General features: G+C 58.7%; 18 protein-coding genes. 10 read left to right on the forward strand and 8 right to left on the reverse strand.

The window, feature by feature from the left end:
- Positions 1-104 precede the first annotated feature (104 nt).
- The 3 genes from AD669_RS02545 to AD669_RS02555 all read left to right on the forward strand — a co-directional run bounded on the left by AD669_RS02545 (position 105) and on the right by AD669_RS02555 (position 2019).
- The gene (locus AD669_RS02545) at positions 105-743 is read left to right on the forward strand and encodes an FMN-dependent NADH-azoreductase (protein WP_053116823.1); all 639 of its coding nucleotides are present in this window, start codon (positions 105-107) and stop codon (positions 741-743) included.
- On the forward strand, positions 744-1049 hold the full coding sequence (locus AD669_RS02550; RefSeq protein ID WP_053116824.1) for a multidrug efflux SMR transporter: 306 nt from the start codon (positions 744-746) through the stop codon (positions 1047-1049).
- A 91-nt stretch (positions 1050-1140) separates the two neighbouring features.
- Positions 1141-2019: a triacylglycerol lipase gene (locus AD669_RS02555; protein ID WP_053116825.1), complete on the forward strand. Its 879-nt coding sequence runs from the start codon at positions 1141-1143 to the stop codon at positions 2017-2019.
- Positions 2020-2134: 115 nt separating this feature from the next.
- Here AD669_RS02555 and AD669_RS02560 read toward each other — a convergent pair whose 3' ends face one another.
- Positions 2135-3022 carry a DMT family transporter gene (locus AD669_RS02560; protein ID WP_053116826.1) on the reverse strand — a complete coding sequence of 296 codons (888 nt, stop codon included), beginning with the start codon at positions 3020-3022 and terminating at the stop codon, positions 2135-2137.
- Positions 3023-3118: 96 nt separating this feature from the next.
- Here AD669_RS02560 and AD669_RS02565 point away from each other — a divergent pair, with 96 nt between their 5' ends.
- The 4 genes from AD669_RS02565 to AD669_RS02580 all read left to right on the forward strand — a co-directional run bounded on the left by AD669_RS02565 (position 3119) and on the right by AD669_RS02580 (position 7465).
- Positions 3119-3901 carry a helix-turn-helix transcriptional regulator gene (locus AD669_RS02565; RefSeq protein WP_053116827.1) on the forward strand — a complete coding sequence of 261 codons (783 nt, stop codon included), beginning with the start codon at positions 3119-3121 and terminating at the stop codon, positions 3899-3901.
- 356 nt (positions 3902-4257) lie between these two features.
- The gene (locus AD669_RS02570) at positions 4258-5847 is read left to right on the forward strand and encodes a hypothetical protein (RefSeq protein ID WP_156316122.1); all 1590 of its coding nucleotides are present in this window, start codon (positions 4258-4260) and stop codon (positions 5845-5847) included.
- A gap of 129 nt (positions 5848-5976) precedes the next feature.
- A complete protein-coding gene (locus tag AD669_RS02575; protein WP_053116829.1) occupies positions 5977-6282 on the forward strand; it encodes a PsiF family protein in 306 nt (101 codons plus the stop codon).
- Between the two features lie 169 nt (positions 6283-6451).
- Positions 6452-7465 carry an AI-2E family transporter gene (locus AD669_RS02580; protein WP_053116830.1) on the forward strand — a complete coding sequence of 338 codons (1014 nt, stop codon included), beginning with the start codon at positions 6452-6454 and terminating at the stop codon, positions 7463-7465.
- A gap of 135 nt (positions 7466-7600) precedes the next feature.
- On the opposite strand, the gene AD669_RS02585 is transcribed toward AD669_RS02580, so the two are convergent.
- Positions 7601-8875, reverse strand: coding sequence for an Hsp70 family protein (locus AD669_RS02585; RefSeq protein WP_053116831.1), 1275 nt, complete (start codon positions 8873-8875; stop codon positions 7601-7603).
- A 292-nt stretch (positions 8876-9167) separates the two neighbouring features.
- Between AD669_RS02585 and AD669_RS02595 the strand changes: the two genes are divergently transcribed.
- Entirely contained in the window at positions 9168-10118 is a 951-nt protein-coding gene (locus tag AD669_RS02595; protein WP_053116833.1) for a DnaJ C-terminal domain-containing protein, read from the forward strand.
- A gap of 23 nt (positions 10119-10141) precedes the next feature.
- A complete protein-coding gene (locus AD669_RS02600; protein WP_053116834.1) occupies positions 10142-10447 on the forward strand; it encodes a chaperone modulator CbpM in 306 nt (101 codons plus the stop codon).
- A gap of 85 nt (positions 10448-10532) precedes the next feature.
- Here the strand turns inward: AD669_RS02600 and AD669_RS02605 are convergent, their stop codons facing one another.
- Positions 10533-11660: a sensor histidine kinase KdpD gene (locus AD669_RS02605; protein WP_053116835.1), complete on the reverse strand. Its 1128-nt coding sequence runs from the start codon at positions 11658-11660 to the stop codon at positions 10533-10535.
- 226 nt (positions 11661-11886) lie between these two features.
- On the opposite strand from AD669_RS02605, the gene AD669_RS02610 reads away from it, so the two are divergent.
- Positions 11887-16977: an NEL-type E3 ubiquitin ligase domain-containing protein gene (locus AD669_RS02610; RefSeq protein ID WP_053116836.1), complete on the forward strand. Its 5091-nt coding sequence runs from the start codon at positions 11887-11889 to the stop codon at positions 16975-16977.
- 48 nt (positions 16978-17025) lie between these two features.
- On the opposite strand, the gene ureC is transcribed toward AD669_RS02610, so the two are convergent.
- From ureC to ureA, 5 genes are all read right to left on the reverse strand, one after another.
- The gene (ureC, locus tag AD669_RS02615; protein ID WP_053116837.1) at positions 17026-18726 is read right to left on the reverse strand and encodes an urease subunit alpha; all 1701 of its coding nucleotides are present in this window, start codon (positions 18724-18726) and stop codon (positions 17026-17028) included.
- Positions 18727-18858: 132 nt separating this feature from the next.
- Positions 18859-19167 carry an urease subunit beta gene (locus AD669_RS28645; protein WP_053116838.1) on the reverse strand — a complete coding sequence of 103 codons (309 nt, stop codon included), beginning with the start codon at positions 19165-19167 and terminating at the stop codon, positions 18859-18861.
- Positions 19167-19700: a GNAT family N-acetyltransferase gene (locus AD669_RS02625; protein WP_053116839.1), complete on the reverse strand. Its 534-nt coding sequence runs from the start codon at positions 19698-19700 to the stop codon at positions 19167-19169. Before AD669_RS02625 ends, AD669_RS28645 begins: the two co-directional genes overlap by 1 nt.
- A gap of 5 nt (positions 19701-19705) precedes the next feature.
- Positions 19706-20239: a GNAT family N-acetyltransferase gene (locus AD669_RS02630; RefSeq protein WP_053116840.1), complete on the reverse strand. Its 534-nt coding sequence runs from the start codon at positions 20237-20239 to the stop codon at positions 19706-19708.
- 9 nt (positions 20240-20248) lie between these two features.
- Complete coding sequence (gene ureA, locus AD669_RS02635) at positions 20249-20551, reverse strand: urease subunit gamma (RefSeq protein ID WP_008085431.1); 303 nt, start codon at positions 20549-20551, stop codon at positions 20249-20251.
- Positions 20552-20654 lie beyond the last annotated feature (103 nt).

Below are 20654 nucleotides of genomic sequence, written 5' to 3' on the forward strand. Positions count from 1 at the left end.
AAATCAATTCATTCCGACTGATTTTTGCTCATTTGTTTAGACGTCATGGCGAGCTTCAAGCTGCAAGCCACAAGCCGTTTGATTCTAGTCCGGAGAATGTACAGATGAGCAAGATTCTTGTGCTGCATGCCAGTCCACGTGGTGATCGTTCCACTTCGCGCCGTCTGGCGGAAAGTTTTCTCAGCGCCTGGCAGGTGCGCCATCCGCAGGCTCAAGTCACTCGCCGTGAAGTCGGGCGGGCATTGATTCCGGCAGTCAACGAAGCGTTCGTCGCCGCAGCGTTTTACCCCGAGCCCAACAACCGGCCTCTGTCGATGCAGGCCGATCTGGCGCTCAGCGATCAACTGGTCGGCGAATTGTTCGATCATGATCTGCTGCTGATTTCCACGCCGATGTACAACTTCAACGTGCCCAGCGGGCTCAAGGCCTGGGTCGATCAGATCGTGCGGCTGGGCCTGACCTTCGATCACACGCTGGACAACGGCGTCGCCCAATACACGCCGCTGTTACAGGGCAAGAAAGCCTTGATCGTCACCAGTCGCGGCGGATTCGGCTTCGGCCCCGGTGGCGAACTGGAAGCGCTGAACCACGCCGATCCATGGCTGCGCACGGCGCTGGGTTTCATCGGCATCAACGATGTCAGCGTGGTCGCCGCCGAAGGTGAAGAATCCGCCGAACGCACCTTCGCGGTGTCGGTGGCCGAGGCCGAGCAGCGGTTGCTCGACCTTGCCCGGGAGTTCTAGGTGGCCTGGGTGTTCCTGCTGATCGCTGCCGGTTTTGAAGTCACCTTCGCCATGGGCATGAAGTACGCCGAAGGTTTCACCCGGCTGTGGCCGTCGCTGATCACGGTGATCGCGGCGATCGGCGGGATTTACTTTCTGACTTTGGCGATGCGCGAGTTGCCGGTGAGTATTGCTTATCCGATCTGGACGGCCATCGGCTCGCTGGGCACGGTGTTCCTCGGTTTTGCCTTGCTCGGCGAGAGCCTGACGCTGGTCAAACTGCTGTCGGTGGGGCTGATTGTGGCGGGGGTGGTGGGCCTGAAGTAGGCTGGTCGATGAGTTGTCATCATCAGGGAGGATGCTTGGCGGGCGTTTTGCAGGCCTTGCATCCACTCACCGACCACAAGGATGTTTGCCCATGTCCACGCGTTATCCGCTGGTGCTGGTTCCGGGCATGCTCGGGTTTGTACGTTTAGTGCTCTATCCGTATTGGTACGGAATCGTCAAAGCCTTGCGCCGTGGTGGTGCGACGGTGTTTGCGGTTCAGGTGTCACCGCTCAATTCGACTGAGGTGCGGGGCGAGCAACTGCTCGCGCGTATCGATGAGATTCTGCGCGAGACCGGCGCGCAGAAGGTCAACCTGTTCGGCCACAGTCAGGGCTCGTTGACGGCGCGCTATGCCGCGGCGAAACGCCCGGATCTGGTGGCGTCGGTCACGTCGGTGGCGGGGCCCAATCATGGCTCGGAGCTGGCGGATTATCTGGAAAAACATTACCCGGCGGACAGCGCCAAGGGGCGTCTGCTTGAGGCGTTGCTACGGCTTTTCGGGTGGCTGATGGCGGTGCTGGAGACCGGTTATCGCGGGCCGGGATTTCCGGTGGATGTCCATGCTTCGCACCATTCGCTGACCACGGCGGGCGTGGCGCTGTTCAACCAGCGTTATCCACAGGGCTTGCCGCAAACCTGGGGCGGGCATGGGCCGGAGGAGGTTAACGGCGTGCGTTATTACTCATGGTCGGGAACGTTGCAGCCGGGCAAGACCGATCGCGGCGGCAATCTGTTTGACGGGACCAATCGCAGTTGTCGCTTGTTCGCGAAAACCTTTGTGCGCGAGCCGGGGCAGTGCGACGGGATGGTCGGGCGGTACAGCTCGCACCTCGGGACGGTGATTGGCGATGATTATCCGCTGGATCATTTCGACATTGTTAACCAGTCGCTGGGGCTGGTGGGCAAGGGCGCGGATCCGGTGCGGTTGTTTGTTGAGCACGCGGCACGCCTAAAAGCTGCTGGCCTTTAAATCGCTTTTGTAGCGAGGGGATTTATCCCCGATGGGCTGCGCAGCGGCCCCCGTTTTTTTGGGGCCGCTACGCGACCCATCGGGGATAAATCCCCTCGCCACAAAGGTATAGGCATCAGGCAATGCGGGGCTGGCGGCCTAGCACGGTGGTCCAACGCTCAGAAAGTATCACCCCACCCAACGTCAGCAACCCGCCCACCAAGTGATACATCGCCAACTGCTCCTTCAACACCACCGCCGCAATCAGCGCAGTAATCAGCGGCAGCAAATTAAAGAACAATGTCGTCCGGCTCGGCCCCAGGCGTTGCACCGCCTGCATCCATGCCAACGGTGCAACCATCGACGCCAGCAGGCACGCATACAACACCAGCGGAGTGTTCTGCAGGGTCAAACCGGTTTTCGGCGAAGCGACATACAGCGGAAACAACACGACAATCGCCACCAGCACCTGCAAATACAGCAACACCAGCGGCGGTAAGCGCAGCTGCCATTTCTTCAGCAGCGTGCTGTAAATCGCGTAAGCCAGCGTCGCGATCAACATCATCGCATCGCCCATGTTCAGGCCGTGTTGCAGCAACGCGCCAAGGCTGCCCGACGACACCACCACCAGCACGCCAGCAAACGACAGCACCGCGCCGACCAGCGCACCGGCGGTCAGACGTTGACCGAGGCTGATGATTGCCATGGCCAGCGACATCAAAGGCATCAGCGACAAAATGATGCCCATGTTGGTCGCGGTGGTCAGGGTCGCCGCGAAGTAAGCGAGGCTCTGATAGACCGCCATACCCAGCACACCGAGGACAAAAATCTTGCCCAGGTTCGGACGAATCTGCGGCCAGTGCGCGATCACCGCTTTGAGCATGAACGGGGTGAACAGCAAGCCGGCGAGCAGCCAGCGATAGAAACCGATCTCGGCGGGGAAAATCGCCCCGACCGCCAGTTTGTTGATCACGGTATTGCCGGCCCAGATAAAAATCGCCAGCAGCGGAAACGCGTATTGCATGAGTTGAAACCAGTACGTTGATGAGTCGCAATTATCCCTTGTCTGGATGCAGGCCTATACTTCGAACCGGACAACCTGCCTCTGAAACCGGACAGCATGAACAGTAAACACATCGATCTGCTGGATTTCAGCGAGCTGCCGTCGGCGGTGTACTTCCGTTATGCCGATTTCAACGCCCACGAATTCGCCGCGCCGCACCGCCATCCATGGGGCACGCTGGAATACGCGGCGCACGGCGTGCTGCACATGGACGTCGACGGCAGCCGCTTCATGTCACCGCCGCAATACGCGGTGTGGGTGCCGCCGCAGGTCGAGCACAGTTTTTACAGCCATCAACCGGTCAACTATCGCGCGGTGTGTCTGGATCCCAAGGTCTGCGCCGATCTGCCCCGACGCGCCTGCACGCTGGCGATCAGCGACATTCTCAAAGCGATCCTCAAGGACTTCGCCGCGCGCGATGTGAAAATTCCTCAACTCGATGCCGATCAACGACTGGCGCAGGTGTTGGTCGATCAACTGCAACAGGCGCCGGTGCACGAGTGTTATCTGCCCTACGCGAGCAGTCCGGGTTTGCTGGCGATCCTAGAAGCGTTGCAGGCCGAGCCGGGCAACAACCAACCGCTGGCGAATTGGGCGGCGCAAGTGCATGTCAGTGAGCGCACGTTGGCGCGTCAGTTTGTACGGGAACTGGGGATGAGTTTTGGCGAGTGGCGCCAGCGTCTGCGTTACCTTGCGGCGATCGAAGCGTTGGAGGGTCAGCGTAGCGTGCAGGAAATCGCCTTCGATCTCGGCTACAGCAGTGGCTCGGCGTTTATCGCCATGTTTGCGCGACAGGCCGGTTGTACGCCGGAGCACTACCGGCGAAACAATATGTTTTGATTGGCCGGATTGTTGAGAGGCGAGCGGTTTTTCTCGCTTGCACCGTTGCAGTGAATGCGAAGCCTGCACGGTGAAAAGTGCTGCATAACATTGTTTGGGAAATTTTTGAGAGGGCGCTGTAAAACCGTCGAGAAATCACCCGGCATGTAGCCGCAGCCGTACAACAAGGATGAAAACCGATGATTCGCAGACCCCCCTCCAATGGCACCGTGAGAGTCGATGCTCCTGCGCCGGGTTCGCGCCCGGGCAGTCCGGTACCACGACCTGACTCACCGCCCCGTATAACTGTTGAATTCTTTCCCGGGGCGAACCGCTCACCGACGCCGGGGACAAGTCACGTACCCGGTAGCGCCGACGTGAATTTGCCGACACCTGAGCTATCGGTAACGATCGGCGATTTGGTCATTGGCACCGGACAACCGGCAGGGGAATCATTGCCTCGCCCTCTGAGTGAATATCAGGTGGTCAAGGTTGCGAAGTTACCGACGGCCGATGCCGACGGGTTACGAACGCTCAATGGCCGGCAGTACGTTGACGTCGAATACGTCGGGGTTGTGCATGTCGTCAAGGATCCTGTCATCGGGCAATACCGTGCCAAGCTGTTGAGGGAGTCAGTCGCTTCCGGCCCGATACTTTTACACGATCCCGACAGCAGACTTTGGTATCCGTATGTGGGGGAGGCGACGCAACTGCAAGAAATCGCCCATCTCTATTCGGATTTTGTCGACATGGCCTTCAATCCGGACGTTCCTGATGCAGAACGATTTGATTTTTTGCGCGGTTTGCAATGGCTTGCGGCGTATCCAAAAGACAACTTTCTCTGGAAGGCGCTGGCGGAGGCCAACGTGGCGGGCGACTGGGCCGCCAGTCAACAGACGATAAAAAGCGTAGAAGCGCTGCCGGATCTGCAGAGATTGATGACGCCCGAGCAGTTCGAAGTCCTGACTGAACGGATGTTCACCGCAGAACGACTGGTGCCGCTGACCGAATTCGAGCGAAATCTGGGCGCTTATGCGCGCAATCTGGAGCAGACCGGGCGGTTCGACGACTACGATTCGTTGCAGCTTGCCACCCGAGAGGCACGGGCGATCCCGGAAGAATTACAGGAGCTGCGTGACACGTTTCGAGAACACGGCACCGTTGCGCAACCGCAGCGGCAAGAGCCAACCGAGGTAACAGCGCAAGTGATGTCCAATCTACAACAGGCCCAGCGAGCTATCTATCGCGCCAAGGAGCTGTTGCCGATGTCGGGTAATCAGTTGCCAAGCATTTTTGAGAAAGGCGGGGCGGGCATCGCGAAGATCAAGAGCCTTCGAAAATATAATGCGGTGACCCAGGAATTCACCGCCGATATGACCATTGCCGAACATGCGCAAAAAGCCATTGAAATAAAGAGTGGCAACTGTTCGGAAAACTCCAAAGTGGTGTTTTCGATTCTTGCCAATCAACCGAGAACCTCTCCGATTCATATCGTCCAGGCGACGTTGACTGATGTCGGAGGTTCGCAAGTTGACCACCAGTATGTGCTGATCGGCGATCTTGACGGAAAACCTTCCGACCTGGTTGTCGCCGATTCCTGGGTAGAATTCCCGGCAGCCCACACAGTTGACAAAGGTAAGTTCAATTTCAAGTTGCCTGCGCTCGAGACCCTGGAACCAGGCCCTGCTGTCGCAGAGTACGGTTTCATCAACGATACCGCGCCGGGGCCCGCCATGCTTCCAGCCGTCGTTGAAGACAGTACGATCCGAGAACTGAAGATCAGCAAAATGCACAAGAACGGCTATGCCGAGTGGATCTCTCTGGAGACGCTGGGCTCCACTTATCATATGCCGGGTGAGGTGCCGGTTTCGTTCGAGAAGTTGCCACTTTCCGCGATTGAGCAGCGAAGCGCTGCATATGAACGATTCAGGGCGATTTTCAGGTCGGATACCAACGCTACGCAATGATCCAGTTGGGAGAAACCCCTGAGGCATTCTTCGGGTGTGGCCCACGGGTGATGAGGAAGGTGTAACAGCCTTTGTCTACACTCCACAGTGAGGCCGCATCCATCGGTGCGGCGACAAGGAGAAAACTCCATGAAGATGTTGCGTGTGCCTTTGTTGATGATTGGTTTGCTCCTGTGTTCCCAGGGCTTCGCCGCCACGGCGCAGCAAAACAAGATGACCACCTGCAATGCCGATGCGACCGCCAAGAGCCTCAAGGGCGATGAGCGCAAAACCTTCATGAGCACCTGCCTCAAAGCAACGCCTGCGGCTAACGACGGCAAGCAACTGACCCCGCAGCAGCAAAAAATGACCACCTGCAACGCCGATGCGAAAACCAAAGCGCTGACCGGCGATGCGCGCAAGGCATTTATGAGTGATTGCCTGAAGAAAAAATAAGAGCAAAAGATCGCAGCCTGCGGCAGCTCCTACCTGAGACCGCGATCCTGTAGGAGCTGCCGCAGGCTGCGATCTTTTCGGCGCGACGAGGCACCCGGGCCTGTGCTCGCTTCGGCGCCGGAACGCTGGCAGACTGCCCATCCTTTTACGCCGTTCGTTTTGAGGCTGTATGCCAACGTTTTCTGAGCGTCATGTAGTGTTCTGGGTCAGTTGCATCATCATTTTCGGCGGTTTGCTGCTGGTGCTGCCGCTGCGCTTGTTGCCAAGCCTGCTCGCCGGCTTGTTGGTGTTCGAGCTGGTCAACATGCTCACCCCGCAACTGCAACGGCTGATCGAAGGCCGCCGCGCGCGCTGGCTGGCGGTGGCGTTGCTGGGGACGTTGGTGGTCAGTGTGCTGGCGCTGCTCTTTGCCGGCGCGATCAGTTTCCTGTTGCACGAAGCGGAAAACCCGGGCGCCTCCCTGGATAAATTCATGGGCGTGGTGGATCGTGCGCGCGGGCAACTGCCGCCGTTCATCGACGCCTATCTGCCCGCCAGCGCCGGTGAATTCCGCGTGGCGATTGGCGAATGGATGAGCAAGCATCTCTCCGAGCTGCAACTGGTCGGCAAGGATGCAGCGCACATGTTCGTGACGCTGCTGATCGGCATGGTGCTCGGCGCGATCATCGCCCTGCAGCGCGTGCCGGACGTCACCAAACGCAAACCGCTGGCGGCGGCGCTGTTCGACCGTCTGCACCTGCTGGTTCAAGCGTTTCGCAATATCGTTTTCGCGCAGATCAAAATTGCCTTGCTCAACACCTTCTTCACCGGGATCTTCCTCGCGGTGATCCTGCCGATGTTCGGCGTGAAGCTGCCGTTGACCAAAACCCTGATCGTGCTGACCTTCCTGCTTGGTCTGCTGCCGGTAATCGGCAACCTGATTTCCAACACGCTGATCACCATCGTCGGCCTGTCGCTGTCGATCTGGGTGGCGGTGGCGGCGTTGGGTTATCTGATCGTTATCCACAAACTTGAATACTTCCTGAATGCGCGCATTGTCGGCGGGCAGATCAGTGCCAAGTCGTGGGAGTTGCTGCTGGCGATGCTGGTGTTCGAGGCCGCGTTCGGATTGCCGGGGGTGGTGGCGGGGCCGATTTATTACGCGTATTTGAAGTCTGAGTTGAAACTGGGCGGGATGGTCTAACCGATGAATCTGTGTCGCCTGATCTGGCGCCTTCGCGAGCAAGCTCGCTCCCACATGGGATTGCATTTCAACTGAAGGAATGCGGTCAAATGTGGGAGCGAGCTTGCTCGCGAAAGGCGCGACGCCGATTTCAGGTCAGTTCATGGCGCCATAGCGTTTCATCGCTTCAATCGCCAAACCACTACCAATGCTGCCAAAGATATTCCCTTCAACATGCCGCGCATTCGGCAGCATCGCCGAGACGCTGTTGCGCAGCGCCGGAATCCCGCTCGAACCGCCGGTGAAGAACACCGTATCAACCTGATCGACCGCCACTCCGGCATCGTTCAACAACTGCGTAACACTGCCGCGTACCCGCTCCAGCAGCGCATCGATCGCCGATTCAAACAGCGCGCGGCTCAATTCCACGCTCAATCCGGCCTCGATCCGATCCAGCGGCACATGGCGGCTGTCGGTGTGGGTCAGCTGGATCTTGGTTTCTTCGACTTCCATCGCCAACCAGTGGCCGGCGCGCTGTTCGATCAACTTGAACAGGCGATCGATACCGCCGGTGTCTTCGATGTCGTAACGCATGCTGCCCAGCGCCAGGCTGGATTTCTGCGAATACACCGAGTTGATGGTGTGCCAGGTCGCCAGGTTCATGTGGTGGCTGGTCGGCATGTAGGCGCCGCTCTTCATGCGGCTGCCGTAGCCGAACAGCGGCATCAGGCCTTGCAGGCTCAGCTGTTTGTCGAAGTCGGTACCGCCGATGTGCACGCCGCCGGTGGCGAGGATGTCATCGTGACGGTTGTCGACACCGCGACGCTCGGGCGACAGGCGCACCAGCGAGAAGTCAGAGGTACCACCGCCGATGTCGACGATCAGCACCAGCTCTTCTTTTTCGATGGTCGACTCGTAATCGAAGGCGGCTGCGATTGGTTCGTACTGGAACGACACTTCCTTGAAACCGATCTTTTTGGCTACGTCGACCAAAGTGTCTTCAGCTTCCTGGTCAGCCAGAGGATCGTCATCGACGAAGAACACCGGACGACCCAGCACCACTTGCTCGAATTCCCGACCGGCGGCGGTTTCCGCACGGCTCTTCAACTGACCGATAAACAGGCCGAGCAAGTCCTTGAACGGCATCGCCGTGCCGAGAACGCTGGTGTCGTGCTTGATCAGTTTGGAACCGAGCAGGCTTTTCAACGAGCGCATCAGTCGGCCTTCATAGCCTTCCAGGTACTCGTGCAGTGCCAGACGACCGTAAACCGGGCGGCGCTCCTCGATGTTGAAGAAGACCACCGACGGCAGGGTGATCTTGTCGTCTTCCAGCGCGATCATCGTTTCCATGCCGGGGCGCAGCCAGCCGACGGTGGAGTTGGACGTGCCGAAGTCGATGCCGCAGGCACGGGCTGGAGAGGCGTCTTTCATGTCTTTCGGTTCCGGTCAAAAAAACGGCCGCGCAGTGTATGTCAGTGCGCGCCAGAATCGAAGGCCGGTCATCAGCTATTTCGCGACTAAACTGGTTGAAAATCGCAGCTTCGCCCCAAACTTGCTGGCATGGGCCGGCAGAACCACCGGCGGTCACAAGAACCGCCGTCCACTGCCGATAAACTTCTGCTGCGCCACCCGGTCACAACTTTGAGATCGGTCAACCTGGCACGCGCGAATCGGCGCATGCTTGGCAACGGCGCGAAATCGATAACGGATGGTGATTCCTTCAATGGACTTCAAAGACTATTACAAGATCCTCGGCGTGGAGCCGACAGCAGACGACAAGGCAATCAAGGCGGCCTATCGCAAGCTGGCGCGCAAATACCACCCCGATGTCAGCAAGGAAAAAGACGCCGAGGAGAAATTCAAGGACGCGTCGGAAGCCTATGAAGCGCTGAAAAGCGCCGACAAACGTGCCGAGTACGACGAGCTGCGCCGTTATGGCCAGCACGGTCAGCCGTTCCAGGGGCCACCGGGCTGGCAGAGCCGTGGCGGCTTTGGTGGCGGCGGTCAGGACACCGGCGACTTCTCGGACTTTTTCAGTTCGATCTTCGGCAATCGCGGCCCCGGTTTCGGTGGCGGTGAAGGTCGGCAACAACGCAGTGCAGGGCGCCGAGGGCAAGACGTGGAAATGGAACTGCCGATCTTCCTCGAGGAGACGCTGTCGAACGAGTCGAAGAAAGTCACCTTCCAGGTGCCGCAATACAACGCCAACGGCCAGCACGTCAGCAACACCACGAAGAGCCTGAACGTGAAGATTCCGGCGGGCGTGACCGACGGCGAGCGTATCCGCCTTAAAGGCCAGGGCGCACCGGGCGCCGGTGGCGGGGCGAATGGCGACCTGTACCTGACCATTCGTTTTGCGCCGCACCCGAAATTCGATGTCGAAGGCGACAACCTGATCATCACGCTGCCGCTGGCACCGTGGGAGCTGGCGCTGGGCACCGAAGTGGCCGTGCCGACCCTGACCGGCAAGATTAACCTCAAGGTGCCGGCCGGCAGTCAGAATGGCCAGCGCATGCGCGCCAAAGGCCACGGTCTGAAAAACAAGGCTGGTGAACGCGGTTTCCTGTTCGTGCAGCTCAAAGCGGTGATGCCGAAAGCGTCCGACGATGAAGTCAAAGCGCTGTGGCAGGAACTGGCGAACAAAGCCGCCTTCAATCCGCGAGAGAACTTCTAAATTCGACGACGGAGTAGCCCATCATGAGCAGCCCCCTGATCGTTCAACTGGACCTGGCAGAATTCTGTGAGGCGGCCGATTTATCGGACGTCTACGTGATCGAAATCGTCGAACACGGCATCCTCGAACCTCAGGGCGCGCAGCCCCGGGAATGGCGCTTCACCGACTACGAACTGGCCCTGGCCAAACGCGCCGCGAAGCTGCGGCGCGATCTGGAGCTGGAGTGGGAGGGCGTCGCGCTGGCGCTGGATCTGCTGGAAGAGGTTCGCGAATTGCGCGCCGAGAACCGCATGCTCAAACAACGCCTGGCACGTCTGGTAATCGAATAACACCCCTGTAGGAGCTGCCGAAGGCTGCGATCTTTTGATTTTGTTTTTAAAGACAAGATCAAAAGATCGCAGCCTTCGGCAGCTCCTACAGGGTTCGCGGTAACACTACGCTAAACCGCGTGCCGTCAGCCTCACTCGAGCTGACTTCAATCGTCCCGCCATGGGCATTGACCACTTCCCTGACAATAAACAGGCCCAATCCGAGACTGGTCGAAGGCTGCCCCAGTTCTTCATCGGCGCTGCGCACCAACGGATCGAAAATTGTCCCTAAGGCATCCTCCGGAATCGGCGTGCCGAAGTTATGCACCGACAGGCACACCGCGTCCGCCTCATCCTGCAGGGTCAGCGTCACCTGTTGCGTGTTCGATCCATGCTGCAGCGCATTGCCGATCAGGTTTTGCAGCAATTGATCGATACGCCCCGCGTCCCAGTTCCCGCTCATGTCGCCGTGAATATTCAGCACCGGCAAGCATTGCGGATTGCCGGCGCTCGCTTCGGCGATGGCGGCCCGAGCGGCATCGGCCAGATCCATTGAAGTCGGATTGATCGGCAGACTTTTACCGAGACGGCTGCGCACCAGCTCCAGCAAATCACTGACCATCGCCGCCAAGTGCCGGGCACCGCGCTTGATGTTGTGGGCGCAGGCCAGCGCATCGCCTTCCAGCGCCGCTTTGCGCAACAACAATTCGGTGGACATGCTCACCGCTTGCAGCGGAGCGCGCAGGTCGTGGCCGAGAATCGCCAGAAAGATGTCCCGCGAACGATTGACCTGTTCTGCGTAGGCCGCCGTCGATTCGGCCAATGCTTCATCGATGGCTTCATTGAAACGAATCATGTCCTGAAAGTAGGTCATGTCCGGCGCTTCGAGGCTGTCGACCCAGCGGCGGATCACGCAGGCGCGCAAATGACGAAACTCCGAGGTCATCTGCACCAGATCAAAACCGACGGTGTGGCGCAATTCACCATGGCTGGCGCCGGCCTGATCGAGGCTTGGGGTTTTCTCCGGGCCGTCGCCCTTGGCTTTGGCAGCCTGTTCGTCGGGACTTTGCGGTTTGTTCATGTCGCGGGCGGCGGCCAGCAAAATGGCTTTGGCGTGGTCACGCAAGTCTTCGGCGTCCATGTACTCGGCAGCGGGCGTGATGGTGGCGGCGAACTGCTCCCACTCCGCGACGATGGGATCCACGTTGCACACGATGAACTCGGAAAGACGCATGAGCGGTTACCTGAGCATGAATCGATGGACGGCGATTCGAATATTAGCCCCTCTGGCGAGAATTACACCCCCGCTGATGCCCGGCTCCCGGGGTATTTTTTTGGGTGCGGTACATATGTATTTTCGGCTCTTCAATTACTGCGGGATTAAGGGGTTTTCAGCGTTTTGTTGAGCAGTATTTTGGTTTTTTGTTTTTTCTCGTCGTCCGTAATCTGAGCCCAGGTTAATGGATGACGAGATGCTCAATATGGATGTAGTGACTAACAACGTGTCGACAGATAACGGCCCGCATCACGATGAACTAATCGGGCTTATTCCAGAAGCAATCAAACAGGCTCCGCCCCATCGACTTGAAACGCTCAAAGCGAACCTGGACGTTGCGCAACAGTATTCGGCATGGCCGCCAACAGGCCGGCAGCGTTTGAAACAGCTCGTACAAAAACATTGGCAGCTTCAGGGTGAAGTCGATGCATCTCTGAAGCACCTTGAACAGAACATCGAAGACTTTGCCCGGCCCTTGCTGACCGAGGCCCTGAAAAGCCAACTCAACGTCGATCTGGACGTCGATGCAACGATGCTCAGGCTTTATGTCCCGGACAAAATCATCTTCGGCATCGACCGAGGGGCCGCGCGCTCGCAGCATTCCACATTGCTGGCCGCGGCGTTGCACAATTTCGAGCAGTCGGAAACCGAGGACGGCTATTTTCGCAGCGGCTCCGGTGTGTACGTTGCCGACGCTGACGGCGCGCCTGTGCAGCAGGCTGTCACGGTCGGTGAGATTGCCAGCGTCTGCCGCTCGCTGGATATTGGCGCGCAATATCAGCAACACCTCAAGGCGTTGTTGCTCCCCGACGATGTGACAAAACAAGCGACATTAAGACAGCAGTCGATGGCGGTCGAAAAATCCGCGCTGGAAGTTGCGGCGGCCATTGCCGGGATGAATGCGGATCTGGGCATGCACGCTCAGGCCGTCATTAGTGATGTGATCAGCGGACAACGATCGATCAGCTTTCACGGGCGTCCGTTGAAGGCGCATCGTTTGCGGATCATGGGGTTGGAGTTGTCCGGTATTGTGCTGTTCAGTGCCGTTGCAGAAAAAACCGAGATCGAGAAATTCCTGCTGGGGCTTGTATCGCCAGAACTTCAGTTCCTGTTTGACTGGTCGCGGCGTATCCCCGGTCTCAACGATAATTTGTATGAAAAGTACAAGGTGCTCAGTGATGTATTCGCCAATGGACCAGGCGCTGTCACTGACGAAATGTCTCGGCGTAATGACTTCTACGATCAAAGTATTCTGAATGGGCCGTTGGTTGCATACATCCCGGATGATCCGCTGCACCCGTTGAAAGAATACCCGTCACTGACTGCGTTCATGAAAGCCTTGGCCACGCAGTTGCTGGAAAAATCCTACCAACAGTTTTTCAGCCGGTTTGTGGCGCAAAAAGACAAACCGACGTTCTACAAACGCGCTAACGAGCGTCTCAAGGAAATCACCTGGCATCAGCGTGAGCCCCTCGATATGGGGCCTTGGTGGCGCGAAACTGCAGTGGAAAATCCTCATGCAGAACCGATTACCGTGCCCATTCAGGACGGTCTCTGGGAGCATCTGTATCTGCGCAAACGCGACAAGTCGATCAGCGATGCACGACGGATTGCTGTGCCTACGGGAGACGAAGATGCTAAAAGCCGCTGGAACCGACTGATCAGCTATCTGAATTATGGCTGGAACTTCTTCAACTACGTTGTGATGTTGGTACCGGGCGTCGGCGAGGTAATGCTCGGGGTGATGGTCGCCCAGTTACTGGCGGAGTTTGCCGAGGGCATTGAGGACTGGAGTCACGGTGACAAGGAAGAGGCGTGCGCGCACATCAACAGCGTGATCCTCAACTTTGCGCAACTGGGGCTGATGAGCGCCGGCCATGTTCTGCCCAACGGTGCAATAGCAATCAAGCCTTCCCCTTTTATCGACAACCTCAAGTCGGTGTCTTTGGGCGACGGCCGCACGAAAATGTGGAACCCTGATCTCGCGCCTTACGAGCACAAACTCGAGCTGCCTTCCCGTACATGGGCTGACGAGGCCGGGTTGTACCCGTATCAAGGAAAAAGGGTGCTGCAACTGCAGGGCAAGCAGTACGTGTTGAAGGAGGATCCGCTTAACGGCCAGTTCCGCATGCAGCACCCGAACCGCGCCGATGCCTATGCGCCACAGGTCGAACACAACCGGGCGGGCGCCTGGAAGAGCGAAGTCGACCGCCCGCTTGAGTGGACGCAGGTTCAGCTATTGCGCCGTCTCAATCCGCTGGCCGCCACCCTCAGTGACACAACGCTGACACAAGCGCTTAAAGTCAGCGGTGTTGATGAAGGCGTGCTGCGGCGTCTGCATGTCGAACATGAGCTGCCGCCACCCTTGTTGACCGATACCCTTCATCGCTTCGATCTCTATGACTCGATCAGCCGGTTCGGCGGGCAGATCCGTAACGGTGACATAAGCGATCATCTGACGGGCTATTTGCCGGGGCTGATGACCGAGCTACCGCACTGGCCCGAGTCCAAAGCCATCATGTTGAAAGATCCATTGCCAACCGGTCGAGCGTCGGTGACTTATGGCAACTCTGGCGCCACGCTTGCCGATACATTAATAGTCACCCAGGAAGAACTTAAAACAGGCCGGTTCGAAAGCCGGGTGCTGGCGTTTCTGGATGAGCCCGAAACCGAAGCGCTGCTCGGCCGTGCCATCTCCACTGACAAAACCGTGCGTATTGAGGCATTGCGTGAAGCGCTGGCGGTGCGGGCCGTCAAGCGCACCTCGCGGGTGTTCGAGTCGCAGTACAAAACCTCGGACGTTTCCGCCGACATTCGCGTGCGCAGATTGCAAAGCGATTACCCCGATTTGCCGTGCAGTGTGATCGAACAAATACTCAAGGATGCTGATCCACAGAATGTGCGCGTGTTCGAAGAGAGCGGGCAGGTTGTCCTCAAACTGCGCCAGCAACTGCGTGCGGCGGGCGTCAAGGTTCGTATGAGTCGCGCCTTTGAAGGGCTTTACCTTGAGCAACTGGACAATGCCGATAGCCGTCGACTGGCACTGCGCTCGCTGGAAACTCTGCCAGGATGGTCGCCTGATGTGCGCATGGAGATCCGCCATGGCTCTTTCACCGGGCAGCTTGAGGCCAGTGTCGGAGAGGCTGACGCACCGATCCGCAAAGTACTGATCGCTGATGAAAATGGCCTTCACAGTGCACGTGATGAGCAAGGGCTGCATTTGCACAGTGCCGAGGATCTTTACAGCGCTGTGTTGCATGCGTTGCCCGATAAACAACGACAGGCACTGGGTTTCGACATTTTCCAGGGAGAACGACTGAAACATGCGATTCAGCGCTCGCCATTGAGTCACGAACAATTCGAACGGGTGCTGCTGGATAACCCGATTCGCAAGCCTGCCTATGATCCCGAAAACATGCGCCTGCGCGGCGGTATGCAGGGCTATCCGTTGCGACCCGAAGGTTGGTCGGCGCTCAAGCGCCGGGTGGGATCGCTGTATCCTGCCTTCACGGATGCAGAGGTTGAAAGCCTGCTTGGTAGCTTCGGCGCCAATGTGATGGAAAGTCGCGTGGCGGCACTGGAGAAAGAGTTCAGCAGGTTCAACCTGGACTTTCAGCGCTGGTTGAACGGCATGGATCTGATCTATCGTCTCAGCCCTGAAGGCGTGGCGGAGTGGACGTCGCGCAACAGGGTCTATCAGCTTCTGCGTCAAAGCTGGCAGCGCACCGGCCCTGCGGGGCCTCCTGCACGGGGAGTTATCCGGGCCCAGGCGCTTGTGCTCGATGGTCTGCCGATGGGTCGTCATCTTGAGACAATGCCCGCGCTGAGCGCCAGCTTTGACCACGTCACCTCCTTAAGCTTGCGAAACGGCCAGATACGCCCCAACCAATTATCTTTTCTCGGCGGATTTCGCCAGTTGCGCGACCTCGATTTGTTGAAGAACCGCTTGAGCGATTTTCCGCAGGTCATCAGTTCCATGCCGCATCTGCGTATGCTGATGCTTTCGGATAATCAGATCACATTGACCTTGGAGAGCGCTGCCCGGCTGCGCTCGATGAGCCGGCTGCATGTGCTGAAGCTTGATGGGAATCCGCTCGGATTGGTTCCGGATATCAGTCAGATGCCGGCTTTGCTGGTACTGACACTGGACAGCACGGGCATTGATACGTGGCCGGTGGGGCTGTTTGCCAAACAACGACCGCGAAACCTGTTCCTGGATTTGCGCCATAACCAGATCAGTGAGCTTCCGGATGTCGCACCGGGTTCGGTTTACGCTGAATTGATTGCGCGAACCAAAGTGAGCCGCGAGCCTTATTTCCTTTCGGCAGAAAATCTTGAGAAGCTCAAGCAATATATCGAGTCAGTCGGGCTCGATCCGGATCGCCCATATCCGTCGTGGGGAACCGTCGACAGCTCGGCCTGGGATGAGGGCATCAGCGAGGCTGAATGGAATGCGCGTCAACCATTCTGGGATGAAGTGGAGGATGAGTTCGGCTCCGAGCCATTCTTCAACGAGCTGCGCAAGCTGACGACTTCAGCCGACTTCCGTGCGACGGATCCGAGCTATCGAGCTGACCTCACGGCCAAGGTCTGGCGAATGATTTTCGCCATGAACGAGAACACTGTACTGCGCGAGAGAATTTTCGCCGAGGCCGTCGCCTCCACAACCTGTGCGGATGCCGGTGCGCAGTTTTTCAACGCGATGGGCGTCGAGGTACTGGTGCATGAGGCGTACGGGCTGATCAACACTGATCTGGTTGAGGCCGAACTGGTTTCGCTGGCGCGGGGTAAGTCGCGCCTCGACGAGCTGGGGCAGATCGCCCGGCAGCGTGTGGCTGACCGCTTGGAAGCCGGCGAAACATTTCGCCGCGAGGATGCCGACGGAGTCACCGGCAGCATCGATGAAGTGGAGGTTCATATGGCCTACATGACCGATCTGGCCGACCGCCTGGATCTACCGTGGCAGTCGCGCGGTATGTTGTTCCGCAACGTCGCCGGCGTCACCGAGAAGATGATTGAGGATGCTTATCAGCGAGTGATCGCGCTGGAGGAGGGAGAGTTGCTGGCGCCACGAATCCTTGAACAGCCTTTTTGGCAGCAGTTCCTCAAGCGTACGTACCGCACAGAGTTCGATGAGTTGCTGACCTCTCTCAAGGATGAGGACGATATGGCGCAATTTGAAGCGTTGCAAACGCTGGAGAAAACCCTGACGCAAAAAGCGATAGATCGGGCGAAGCTGCAGACGGTTTATCCGCCGTTCACGGTGAAACCGTAAACAGGCCTGGAGGCGCGATAACGCCTCCAGGTTTTTTGCTGCTGTGGCTTAAAACAGAAAGTAACGCTGTGCCATCGGCAGCGTTTCCGCCGGTTCACACCATAGCAATACGCCGTCGGCCTTGACCTGATACGTCTGCGGGTCGACGTCAATGTTCGGCAGGTAATCGTTGTGGATCAGATCGGTTTTCTGCACATCGCGACAACCTTTGACCACGGCGATTTTTTTCTTCAAACCCAGCGCTTCGGGCAACCCGGCGTCGTGTGCAGCCTGGCTGATGAAGGTCAGGCTGGTGGCATGCAGCGAGCCACCGTAACTGGCAAACATCGGGCGGTAATGCACCGGTTGCGGCGTCGGAATCGAAGCGTTGGCGTCGCCCATCAAACTGGCGGCAATCGCACCACCCTTGAGAATCAGCGTCGGTTTCACGCCGAAAAACGCCGGACGCCAAAGCACCAGGTCGGCCCATTTGCCGACTTCAATCGAGCCGACTTCGTGGCTGATGCCATGGGTGATCGCCGGGTTGATCGTGTACTTGGCGATGTAGCGTTTGGCGCGGAAGTTATCGTTGCCTGCGCCGTCCTGCGGCAGTGGGCCGCGCTGTTTTTTCATTTTGTCGGCGGTCTGCCAGGTGCGCGTGATGACTTCGCCGACGCGGCCCATGGCTTGACTGTCGGAGCTGATCATCGAGAACGCGCCGAGGTCATGAAGGATGTCTTCGGCGGCAATCGTTTCGCGACGGATGCGGCTTTCGGCGAACGCGACATCTTCGGCAATGCTCGGGTCGAGGTGGTGGCAGACCATCAACATGTCGAGGTGTTCGTCGATGGTGTTGCGGGTGAACGGTCGCGTCGGGTTGGTCGAGCTCGGCAGCACGTTGGGGAAGCCGCAGGCCTTGATGATGTCCGGCGCGTGACCGCCACCGGCACCTTCGGTGTGGTAGGTGTGGATGGTGCGACCCTTGAATGCGCCAAGGGTGGTTTCGACGAAACCAGATTCGTTGAGGGTGTCGGTGTGGATCGCCACCTGCACGTCGAACTGGTCGGCGACAGTCAGGCAGTTATCGATGCTCGCCGGGGTGGTGCCCCAGTCTTCGTGCAACTTGAGGCCGATGGCGCCGGCCTTGACCTGCTCGATCAGCGGTTCCGGCAGGCTGGCGTTGCCCTTGCCGGTGAGGCCGATGTTCATCGGGAAGGCGTCGGCGGCCTGAAGCATGCGCGCCAGGTGCCAAGGGCCCGATGTGCACGTTGTGGCGTTGGTGCCAGTGGCCGGGCCGGTGCCGCCGCCGATCATGGTGGTGACGCCGCTCATCAGCGCCTCTTCAATCTGCTGTGGGCAGATGAAGTGGATGTGCGTGTCGATGCCACCGGCGGTGAGGATCATGCCTTCACCGGCGATGACTTCGGTGCCGGCGCCGATGGCGATGGTCACGTTGGGCTGCACGTCCGGGTTACCGGCCTTGCCGATGGCGGCGATGCGCCCGTCCTTGAGGCCGACGTCGGCTTTGACGATGCCCCAGTGGTCGATGATCAGCGCGTTGGTGATCAGCGTGTCGACCACTTCGGCGGCCAATAACTGGCTTTGGCCCTGACCGTCGCGGATGACTTTGCCGCCACCGAATTTCACTTCTTCGCCGTAGGTGGTGAAGTCTTTTTCGACCTCGATCCACAGCTCGGTGTCGGCCAGGCGCACCTTGTCGCCGACGGTGGGGCCGAACATGTCGGCGTAGGCTTGTCTGGAGATTTTCATGTGCTTGCCTTGGAATTCAATGATCGTTCCCACGCTCTGCGTGGGAATGCCGCCATGGACGCTCTGCGTCCGCCGTTATGTGACGCGGAGCGTCACGGGATGCATTCCCACGCAGAGCGTGGGAACGATCGGTCAGTCGAGATCACCCATGATTCGTCCGGCAAACCCAAACACCCGCCGATGCCCGGCGTAATCCACCAACTCAACCTCACGACTCTGCCCCGGCTCAAAACGCACCGCCGTCCCCGCCGGAATATTCAGGCGCATGCCACGGCTGGCTGCGCGGTCAAACGCCAGCGCGTCGTTGGTTTCAAAAAAGTGATAGTGCGACCCCACCTGAATCGGCCGGTCGCCGCTGTTGGCGACTTTCAGGCTGATAGTGCGGCGATCGACGTTGAGTTCGATGTCGCCGGGCTGGATCTGGTACTCGCCAGGAATCATCACTGGGCTCCTTGCAGAATCTTGTAATAGAGGGCGGTCGGCCGATAGGTGCCGTTCGGGTCGCAGGCGTAATCGGGGATGGCACCCGCGCGGGTGTAACCCAATGCCTGATAGAAATTTTCGGCGGGCGAGCCCGCTTCGGTGTCGAGGTAGAGCATGCCGCGCTTGTGCTTCGGCGCTTCGAGTTCCAGCGCGCTCATCAATTGCTGACCGAGGCCGCGACGCCGCGCGTCTTCGCGCACCAGCAGTTTCTGCACCTCGGCGCGGTTCAAGCCGTTGGCCTTCTGACACAGACCCAACTGCACACTGGCCAGCACTTCTTCGTCTTTGACCACCACCCAGAGCAGCACGCTGCCCTTGTTGACGTTGTCCTGAACCTCATCGAAGTATGCGCGCGCCTGCACCGCATCGAGGTCGGCCATGAAACCGACGCTGGCGCCATAACCCACTGCGTCGAGCAGCAAATCGATCAGGCCCTGACGGTAGTGGGCAAAACTTTCAGCATTGACGCGGCGCAGTTGGGCGGCGTTCATCGGTGTCACTCCTTGATGGTTTCAGGCGGCTCCGCGCCAGGATTGAGGGTCAGTTGCATGAATGTCAGGTCGAGCCAGCGGCCGAACTTGGTGCCGACTTGCGGCATCTGCCCGGTGGTGATGAAACCGGCGCGCTCGTGCAGACGAATCGAAGCAGCGTTGCCGCTTTCGATGGCGGCGACCATCACGTGCTTGTCGCAGGTCTTCGCCCGTTCGATCAGCACAGTCATCAGTTGCGGGCCGAGGCCGTTGCCGCGTTGGTCGCTGCGCACATACACCGAGTGCTCGACGGTGTGGCGGAATCCGTCGAACGGCCGCCAGTCACCGAACGAAGCGTAGCCGAGCACAGTGTTGTCGGCGTCGACGATCACTAGAATCGGATAGGCCTGTGCCTGACGCGCGCTGAACCACGCCTGGCGGTTGCCGAGGTCGACGGCTTGTTCATTCCAGATCGCCGTGGTGTTGAGCACGGCGTCGTTGTAGATGTCGCGGATCGCCGGCAGATCGGCGTGAACGGCGTCGCGAATGGAGTAAGTCATGGCGCGGCCTCAGACGATCGGTTGGTGGACGGTGACCAGTTTGGTGCCGTCGGGGAACGTCGCTTCGACCTGAATCTCCGGGATCATTTCCGGGATGCCTTCCATCACTTGTTCGCGGCTGAGCAGGGTAGTGCCGAAGTGCATCAACTCGGCGACGGTCCGACCGTCACGCGCGCCTTCGAGCAGCGCAGCGGAGATGTAGGCCATGGCTTCCGGGTAGTTGAGTTTCACGCCGCGCGCCAAACGCCGCTCGGCGACGAGGCCGGCGGTGAAGATCAGCAGCTTGTCTTTTTCGCGTGGGGTCAGGTCCATTGTGGGAATCCAATATCGGCAGTTAAAAATGATGTCGTACACCCTGCAGGAGCTGCCGCAGGCTGCGATCTTTTGATCTTGATCTTTAAAAACAAGATCAAAA

Origin of the sequence: Pseudomonas sp. P1.31 (assembly GCF_001269815.1) — a bacterium.
Lineage (GTDB): Bacteria > Pseudomonadota > Gammaproteobacteria > Pseudomonadales > Pseudomonadaceae > Aquipseudomonas > Aquipseudomonas rustica.